This is a genomic window from Leeuwenhoekiella obamensis, assembly GCF_055391795.1.
Genome location: NZ_AP029251.1, coordinates 3742786 through 3751872 on the forward strand (window position 1 = coordinate 3742786; position 9087 = coordinate 3751872).

The 9087-nt window shown below is 38.1% G+C and carries 6 protein-coding genes; 1 reads left to right on the forward strand and 5 read right to left on the reverse strand.

Going from position 1 to position 9087, the window contains the following annotated elements; all coding sequences use genetic code 11:
- Positions 1-14: 14 nt before the first annotated feature.
- The 5 genes from ACZ5L8_RS16465 to ACZ5L8_RS16485 form a co-directional block, all read right to left on the reverse strand.
- Positions 15-1406 (reverse strand): TolC family protein, encoded by a 1392-nt coding sequence (locus ACZ5L8_RS16465; RefSeq protein ID WP_464438789.1) that lies wholly within the window; start codon positions 1404-1406, stop codon positions 15-17.
- Positions 1403-2764: an HlyD family secretion protein gene (locus ACZ5L8_RS16470; RefSeq protein ID WP_464438791.1), complete on the reverse strand. Its 1362-nt coding sequence runs from the start codon at positions 2762-2764 to the stop codon at positions 1403-1405. Before ACZ5L8_RS16470 ends, ACZ5L8_RS16465 begins: the two co-directional genes overlap by 4 nt.
- Before the next feature lie 3 nt (positions 2765-2767).
- Positions 2768-4435, reverse strand: a complete 1668-nt coding sequence (locus ACZ5L8_RS16475; RefSeq protein ID WP_464438793.1) for a peptidase domain-containing ABC transporter — start codon at positions 4433-4435, stop codon at positions 2768-2770.
- Positions 4422-5111 carry a TetR/AcrR family transcriptional regulator gene (locus tag ACZ5L8_RS16480; RefSeq protein WP_464438795.1) on the reverse strand — a complete coding sequence of 230 codons (690 nt, stop codon included), beginning with the start codon at positions 5109-5111 and terminating at the stop codon, positions 4422-4424. The genes ACZ5L8_RS16475 and ACZ5L8_RS16480 overlap by 14 nt, the downstream gene beginning before the upstream one ends.
- Positions 5112-5341: 230 nt before the next feature.
- Complete coding sequence (locus tag ACZ5L8_RS16485) at positions 5342-7543, reverse strand: PAS domain-containing sensor histidine kinase (RefSeq protein WP_464438797.1); 2202 nt, start codon at positions 7541-7543, stop codon at positions 5342-5344.
- A gap of 204 nt (positions 7544-7747) precedes the next feature.
- Here ACZ5L8_RS16485 and ACZ5L8_RS16490 point away from each other — a divergent pair, with 204 nt between their 5' ends.
- Complete coding sequence (locus tag ACZ5L8_RS16490) at positions 7748-8869, forward strand: serine hydrolase domain-containing protein (protein WP_464438799.1); 1122 nt, start codon at positions 7748-7750, stop codon at positions 8867-8869.
- Positions 8870-9087: the final 218 nt, after the last annotated feature.

Consider the following 9087-nt stretch of genomic DNA (forward strand, 5'->3'; position numbering starts at 1 on the left):
CGCTAGAAAAACGCTTAGAACTGCGTTGTTGTTTTTAGCAATTCTGCCATGCTTTTATAATACTTGATATTCAAGCTAATTTCCTTTAACCGGGCCGAAATAAAATTATTTTCCCTGCTATTTATAAGAAAAAGCGAACTATCACCTAGATCATATTTTCTTCTTTCGGCAGCGACGAGAGCGCTGTAATTTGTAACCAGAGATCGCATATTTTCGCTCTGCTCACGATAGGAGATGATCTCATTTTGTAATGCGTTAAGCTTGTTCCTTATTTCAAGATTTGCGCTTAAAAGATCGTATCTAGTGTTTTGCAATTGCACTCTGGCCAATTGCAGATCGCCGCGTTCTTTTCTTAAGAATAAAGGCAAACTGAATTTAAACCCAAATTTATAATAATCAGTATTCAGGCTTTGCCACTCGTCTGGCTGCTCAGTAAGAAAATTGTAACTCACATTAATATCGGGCAGCAACTTATTCAGGCGTAGCTTGCGTTCTACATCCATCATCTCCACCTCATATTGTAGCGAGCGGATCTTTGGGTTATTCTGTATTTCCTGGGTTGCTAATATTTGGCTTTCAAGCCAAAGACTATTAACCTCTGCCGTTAACATCTCTGGAGGTTCAACATTGTCTGTGATCTCAAGCGGCACATCATTTTCTGCCCACAGATAATTTGAAAGTTTCAAAGAAGCCTTTAAATAATCTAGCTGTGCTTGTTGTAACTGTATCTTGCGATTGTCAAGATAGATCCCGGCTTCTAGGGTGTCTACGGCTGGCTTATCTCCGGCTTCAAATTGCTTCTTCACAGAACGCAAATAGAAGTCGGCATTTGAGATAAAATCTTGGTATAACTTTAATTCTTGATTTGCGGCATACCACTCAAAGTAAGTAACAGAGGCTTCATACAAAACCACTGCCGCCTGAAGATCGCGTTTTAATTTTGTTTGCTCACGATACAATTTCGCTTGACGCAAAGTAGCCATACGCTGACTCATAAAGATACCATTCGTCACGTCTAGCGTCACTCCGGCAGAATACAGCCCGTCTTCTGGAACCGTGTTTTGTGGGTTGAGGTATTTGCCGCTGTTTTGCTCAAACTTTGCATTAAACTCCAGACCGTAATACGTAGGAACTTTAAATGCTGCGCCAAAAATGTTGTAATATTCTGTTGACTTATATTCTTTCTCAGAAAAATCTGCTTCAACCTTAGGGTCAAAACTACCACGCGCTTTCATGAGTTTAAAAGCACCTTCGTCAACCATAAGATCAGCCTGCTTCACCAGCGGATGATATTTTTTTACGATCGCCAGATATTCTTCAAATCCCAAATTAAGCGTGTCTTGCTCTTGAGCATTGATAGACAGAGAAAGAAGAAAACCAGTAAGTAAAAGGATCAATTTCCTCATTTAGCTTTTTCTTTTGTAGTTGCTGCTCCTGTTTGCTCAGGTGTGTAATAATTAGGCGGGAAGCCATTAAGCTGTCGCCAAAGTTCATACCAGATAGGCACATCTTCTAGCAAGGCTAGAGTAGAAGCGCCAGAGCCTATGCGTATTTCTTCTGGCCAGGCGTGATCTTCTTCATCAGGTGCTAGAAGCACTCTGTATTTGCCATTAGGACTGATAAAGTTTTCGATAGCAACGATCTCTGCTCCAAAGGTTCCAAACGAACTATTAGGCCAGCCACTGAAAACGATCGCAGGCCAACCCTCAAACTGAACTCGCACCTTTTCACCTAAGTGTAATAAAGGCATATCAAGCGGATCTACATACGTCTCAACAGCGATATCATAATTTGCGGGCATGATTCCTACAAGTGGCTCACCTTCTTTAAAGCTCTCGCCCACACCACCTTTAATCGCTCTTGTGATGTAACCAGATTGCGGCGCTCTAATAAAATAAAGCCCCTGGCGCATGTCGTAATTAGCATAATCAACTTCTAGTTTGCTGATCTCTGCTTGGGTTTGATATAGGCTACTTTCAGCCGTAGAGCGGTCACTTTGCGCTTTTGAGATCTTGTCTGCATAAGTCGCATCAAGACGATTAAGCTCGATCTCTGCATTGATGATCTCATTTTTCGCGGCAAGCACCTTATTCTCCTGAGCGATACGTTTAGCCTGCGCTTCTTGCAGTTTTAAACGATAATTCTCAAGGTCTGTGGTACTTTTTAGCCCTTCTTCATTAAGTGTTTGGTAACGGTTAAATTGCCTTTCTGCGATCTCTAGATTGGTTTTTGCAGCTTCTAGATCGATGCTGTCACTGCGAAATTTAAGCTTACTCTGTTGAAGCTTATTTTCTGCCTGATTGATCTTAAGCCGTTTTTCTTGCTGAAGTGCGCCTATCTGATTTTGTAAAAACTGGATCTTGTTTTTATACGATTCCTGCGAATTCTCTTTTACCCTGATCTGATCGCCAGTGCGATCTACCAGTTGAGGATCAAAATATTCATTCTTGATCTCAGAGATGTGTAAAATAGTATCGCCTTTCTCAACATAAGCACCTTCTTTAATATACCAGCGTTCTATTCTTCCAGGAATAGGCGATTGAATGGTTTGAGGGCGCTGCTCTGGGGTAAGTGTCGTTACATATCCTTTGCCTGCCACGGTTTGCGTCCACGGTAGAAAAAGAATGATTACTAGGATGACTCCAAAGGCGATCAAAAATCTATTAAAATACTTCTGATTACGTTCAGCAAAAACCTTCTTGCCTGACGCATACTGCATCAAATCTACTTTTTCATGCAGCTTATTTTTTGTGATATTCAGCATAGCTTAGGCGTTAGTTTTTATTTTTCCGTTGTCTAGTGTTATCTGGCGATTACAGTATTTTTCCCAGCGTTTACCACGGCTGGTCACAATAATGCTCCAGTTGTTCTCTTCACTGAACAAGAACTTCATGATCCTGCTTTCTTCCTTTTCGTCAAGTTGATCTAGAGGATCATTAAGAATTAATAAGCTAGGTTTTCTTACGATCGCACGAGCCAGCACCAGTTTCTTAGATATTGAATATGGCATCTGTATACCCTCAGGATAGATCATGGTGTTTAGACCCTTTGGCTGCAGCTTAACAAAAGAGAGCAACCCTGTTTTTTCAAGCGCCCATTGTACGTCTTGTTTAGTAACCTCTTTGTCGCCTAGCGTGATGTTGTCTAAAATAGTTCCCTCAAAAGGTGATTCTTCTGAAACAGATTTGCCAAGCAGAGAGCGATAGTGGTTTAATTTTATGCTTGTCAGCGAAATGTTGTTAACATAGATCGCGCCGGTCGAAGGTTCTACAAGTCCGCCAATTACTCTAAGTAACGATGATTTTCCTGAACCGTTAGGGCCGCTAAGTAAGATCTTATCGCCTGGATTGATCTTTAAGCTAACATTTTTGAGAATTCGCTCACCGTTGAAACCTTTATAGACAATCCCGTCAAGTTCTACGGTAAGTGGCTCGCCAATTTTAAAAGGCTCTTCACCGGTTTGATCCTCAAGTTCTTTATCTACAACTTGCCCCATTTTTTCAAGGGAAGTAAGAATGTCATAAAAAGATTCAACACCCAGAATGATCTTCTCTATAGAGCCAATGATCAAAAGAATAATGATCTCTGCTGCAACAAACTGACCGATGTTCATTTGCTGATTCAAGACAAGAATACCACCTATAAAAAGCAGTCCGCCAGTTACAAGAACTTTAAAAATAATAAGCTGTATAAACTGAATTTTTAAAACCTGAAAGTGCCCTTCTCTAGCATCTAGATAATCACTTAGCATGGCGTCATTTTTATTGATCGCCATACTGGTGCGGCCAGACATTTTAAAACTGATCAACGTTCTGGCAACTTCTTGTATCCAGTGTGCGATGCGGTATTTATGTTTAGACTCTGCAATACTGGCGTCTAACCCTCTCTTACCTGTGTATTTAAAACCTATGTAGATCAAGATCACTAGCAGGATACCATAGATGATAAAAAATGGATGATAAAGCGATAAAAGGATAAGCCCAAATATCACTTGTACCAGCGCCGCAGGAAAATCTATCACAACCTTAGAAAGCCCTTTTTGAATAGTAAGAACATCAAAAAAACGATTGGCCAGTTCTGGCGGGTAATAATCGCGTAGCTGATTTAATTTGATCTTCGGGAAGCGGTATATGAACTCAAAAGAAGAACGCGTGAAGATCTTTTGTTGTACGTTTTCAAGAATCCTGATTTGCATCAGTTGTAGTACGCCCACAAAGCCAACTCCCAATGTTACTAAGGTAACAAGAACGAACCACGAAGTAGATATTCTCGCACCTTGCATCAGGTTAACGATCGCTTGTATTCCTAAGGGTACAGAGAGGCTTACTAAACCAGCAAAAATTGCGTAGTAGAGAATCTGTAAAAAATCTTTTCGCTCTAGCTTAAGTAAACCTGTAAAGCGTTGTATGGGTGTTAGTTTTTTATTGTCTTCCATTATGGGTGTTTAGTATTTGGGAGATCATATTTTTATAAAAAGCAGAAGGCGTGATGCCATTCTTACAATCTGTAATCGTTGGGAAATGCTGACTCATAAAATGCTGATGTAATGAGCCGTCAATTATCGATGTCGCTAGATTAAATGGAAAATCATAATCTGGATCTGTGTTGGAGATCATCTCGCTTATTCTCTTAACCAGACGTTTATAAATGAGAAAAAAGCCTTCTTTATTGTCTGCATCCACGTCTTTTGTAAGAAAAGATTTAGAAGACTCGTTGATTATAATATTGTTAAGTGCAACCTCGTCAATATGCTTAAATCTAATATCCTCTTCTACAGGATATGTCATGACTTCAACCGCTGTATTGAGTTTAGTAAGTGGATCTTGAATGTTGTTTGTAGAGAGGATGAGTTGAAACTCCTTCCAGCCCCAGAACCAGGCGGTTATGTAGACTAAAAAGTTGTGCTTATTCTCAAAATATCGATAAATAGAACTTTCATTTGAGCTAATTTTTTCACCTAGTTTTCTAAAGGTGAAATTCTCAAAACCAATCTCGTCAATAAGCAAAATGCCTTGACCAATAATCCTTTTTCCCAGTTCGCTAGACTCAGGATCTTTTTTATACAGCTTGTCACTTACTGTTATCCTAAGGTTTTTAATAATATCCTCCATTCAAGAATGTTTCCCGCTAAATTAATAGTAATACTATCAACTGTAAGAGCAAGTATGTTATTTAACATTATTTAAACATGGTTTTGAGGAGGTTGCAAAAAGAGTTTGTGTTTTTTGAGAATAATGCAATAGGAGAAATCACTCCAGAAATAGAGTAATTCTATAGGTTGCCTTTTGGCGAAAGCCAGAAAAACAGAATAAAAATTGAAGTTTAATAAAGGGTAATTATGCTAGCTAACCAGGATATTTTCTTTAGCTCTTTTAAAATAGATCTTGAAGGTTGTGCCTTTGTCAACCTCGCTGTAGACTTTAACTTTACCGCCAATCGCCTCGATCTGGTTTTTTGTGATAAACAACCCGATCCCTACAGATTCTTTGTGGTTATGGAAGGTTTTGTACATGCCAAACAATTTGTCACCATACATCTTAAGGTCGATGCCTAAGCCGTTGTCCTGGATGTTGAGAATGTAGTGCTCTTCGTCATATTCTGTGTAGAATCTAAGGAAGGATTCTCTGTTTTTTGAGCTGTACTTAATTCCGTTTGTGGTGAAGTTTAGCAAGATACTTTCAAGATAAGCAGGAACTGCATCTACGCAGATCTCTGGCTCGATCTCGTCTATAATTTGTATCTCGTTTTCTTGGATAAGCGCAGATACCATTTTTGTTACCTTAGAGAGGTAATTTTTAAGATTAAGTGCCTCTGTGTTTAAGCTAGATTGCGCATTGATCGCTGCAACCTCGTTGAGGTGCTCAATGGTTTCGCCTAGTTGATTAGACGCCATCTCTAGCATATCTATCAAAGTGTAATCTTTTTGCTCTATAAGCAGTTTAAGCAACATATCAATATTGCTGGTGTGAGAGCGTAGATTGTGAGAAACGATATAAGCAAAATTACGCAGGCGCTCATTTTGACTTTTTGTGATCTTAAGGATTTGCTCAAGCGAACTCTTAGACTTTTTAACCTCTGTGATGTCAGTGATCTGAGATACAAAATACAAAGGATTGCGCTTCTCATCTCGCACAATAGACACAGAGAGAATAGCATGAATTATTTCTCCACTTTTGTGAAAATAACGCTTCTCTATTTGATAATGTTCTGCTTTGTTGTTAAGTAAGCGTTCAAAGTGAACAAGGTCTTTGTCCAGATCATCAGGATGCGTTATATCTTGAAAGGTTAACTGCAGTAATTCATGCTCTTTGTAACCAAAGATATCTAGAACGCGATCATTAACGCGTATCCATTTACCCTCAGTAGAAACCACGGCCATACCTATTGCCGCATGATAAAAACTACCTCTGAAGGTTTGCTCACTTATGCGGAGTTTCTCATTAGTAGTGCGCAGTTTTGTAATGTCATACATCGTGACTGCTGCGCCTGTGAGTTTGCCGTTTTTGTCAAAAAGTTGCGCACCTTTTACCTGCACCAATCTTGTGTGGACATCAGATTTTATAGCGATAATCTCATCTTCTGCTAAAATCTCACCCCGCAAAACCTTAAAAAGAGGAACATCTTCATCTTTTAACAATGCGCTGCCATCTTCATAATACAGTCCATAATGTTCTGGTACAGCTTTAGCATCTAGCGATTCTGGATCAATACCATGCCACTCGCGAGCTGCTTGATTAAAAAAGGTAAGCTCACCTTTTTCATTACAAACCACCACACCCACATTAATTGAGTTAAAGATGGTTTTCATTAACTGCTTGTCCTTAAAACTCTGTTGCTCCAGATGTTTAAGAGGAGAAAGATTTGTAGTCTGCATGATCAGACCGCCTATCTCACCGCTATCATTAAACCACGGTTTTACAAGCCATTTTAAAAATTGTTTTTTACCGTCTTTGTCCAAGTAAAAATCCTCTTCAGAACTATGGATCTCGCCATTAAGGGATTTTCTATGAACTTCCTTCCATTTCTCAGGAATGTCGTACACATCATAATGATATTGTCCTAAAATAGAAGAAGTGACTTTGTAATCTTTAAGCCATTGCTCTGATACTGCAAGATATTTAAGATCACGGTCAAACAATGCCATAGCGCTGGTAGATTGATTTACCAGAGACTCGTGCAATTTTTGTTTTTTGTGATTTTTCTTCTCGGCAGTGCGCCTTTTTAAAGCAAGAACCTGCGCAGAAACTGTTTCTAGTTTTTCAAACTCAAAATGTAGTTTGTTTCCTTTTTTGCTCGTAAGCGTCAGTTTCTTTTCAACTGTAGTAACTAGTTGTAAAAGGTTATCTTTATTAGCGTTAAATGCAGTTTGAAATTCATTTTGGCTGTAGCCAAAATGTGCCAGAGCGGCTCCATCAATAAAACACTGTACTGGATCTGTGTTAGTGAATACTATAAATCCAAACACCCCATTATTTGCGATGAAATCAAAGACTTCATCATTTAAAGATAGCGATATGAAATCTTTAAAAGAAGTAGGTTGCATTTAGGTATGGGGTAATATACGTTTCAAAGATTACCTATTTTAGGGATTTAGGCAAGCTTTAAATGTAAAAATCACGTGTATTTTTTCAATTTAAAAGCCGTTGTGTAATTATTTGATATTTTGGTTTTTATGATTACTTAGAGCTCAAGATTATGCTTTCTCGATGCTTTTTCTAGTAATACTCCATATAAAGATACTGTTAAAATGAGGAATCCCGTAATTTTTTTAATCTTATTTCAGATTAGTTTTTGTTGTAATGCACAAAATGCAGAAGACTCGCTAAGGCAAAAGAGTACAATTATTTACGATCAATTAAGCCTGTCTTTAGATCAACAAGAGATCATTTTAAATAACGTCAAGGACTTTCCTGAAGAAACGCAACTATCTATTGCGATTATTGCAGATAGTAAGGTTGTGTATGCTGGTTTTGAAGTGAAAAATGATTCAGTAATTTTTATAGATAACCATAAAAGCGTTTTTGAGATAGGATCGATCACTAAGGTTTTTACTTCAACGATTCTGGCAGAAATGGTTGTAGATGGCTTTGTTGACCTGGATGATGCTATCAATTCTTATTTGCCCTATAGATTAAAGGAAGATCAAAAAATCACTTTTAAGCAACTTGCAAACCATACTTCTGGATTGCCTAGACTTCCGCGTAATCTTGATCTCGCTTTTGTAGATCAGTCTAACCCGTATAAAAATTATGACGAGTCGAAGCTTAAGGATTATTTACAGCATGAGTTAACTTTTGGCGCAAAGCCTGGAGAAACATATCAATATTCTAATCTGGGAGCGGGTTTGCTAGGTTATGTATTAACCAAGATCACAAACAAGGATTTTGAAACCTTATTGCAAGAATTAGTTTTTGATAAATATAATATGACTGTTACTACCACAGATCGCTCTAAGGTTTTAAATAAGTTAGTCAAAGGCCGCAACAAACGTGGTAGCGAGACTAGTAATTGGGACCTTAATATTCTTGCAGGAGCGGGAGCGATCTTATCAAATGTTGAGGATCTTTCAAAATTTATAAGGGCACAATTTGACACCACAAACAAAGCGATGGCTTTAACGCAGCAAGCAACCTTTAGAGCCAACTTAAATATGAGATTGGGCCTTGGCTGGCATATTGTAACTACTCGTTCTGGTCAAAGAGTATTATGGCACAACGGCGGTACTGGCGGTTATACTTCTTCAATTGCGCTAGATGCGAAAAGGAAAATGGGAATTGTGATCTTATCTAACGTCTCTGCTTTTCATGATGCGCAGGGAAATATAGATAAAATTGCGTTTTCTCTACTTGAAAAATTAAACGCTCGCTAGTCACTGATACAAAAGAAAAATAGAATTTCTTACTGCTGAATCTACTTTAACAAAATTGTTAACATTTTTATAGGAAAACACCTACACGCGTCTAAATACGTGGTTTTTCACGTGTTAATCATACGTTAAATTGAAAAAAAAATCACTTTAAAAGCTAAATTGATTTAATAAATTGAATATTAATTATTTACGTTTTTAAAATTTAAAGATTTTCAAAA

Excerpts from the sequence above, each read along its gene's own strand:
- ACZ5L8_RS16465 (WP_464438789.1), bottom strand. The coding sequence starts at position 1,406 with ATGAGGAAATTGATCCTTTTACTTACTGGTTTTCTTCTTTCTCTGTCT.
- ACZ5L8_RS16470 (WP_464438791.1), bottom strand. The coding sequence starts at position 2,764 with ATGCTGAATATCACAAAAAATAAGCTGCATGAAAAAGTAGATTTGATG.
- ACZ5L8_RS16475 (WP_464438793.1), bottom strand. The coding sequence starts at position 4,435 with ATGGAAGACAATAAAAAACTAACACCCATACAACGCTTTACAGGTTTA.
- ACZ5L8_RS16480 (WP_464438795.1), bottom strand. The coding sequence starts at position 5,111 with ATGGAGGATATTATTAAAAACCTTAGGATAACAGTAAGTGACAAGCTG.
- ACZ5L8_RS16485 (WP_464438797.1), bottom strand. The coding sequence starts at position 7,543 with ATGCAACCTACTTCTTTTAAAGATTTCATATCGCTATCTTTAAATGAT.
- ACZ5L8_RS16490 (WP_464438799.1), top strand. The coding sequence starts at position 7,748 with ATGAGGAATCCCGTAATTTTTTTAATCTTATTTCAGATTAGTTTTTGT.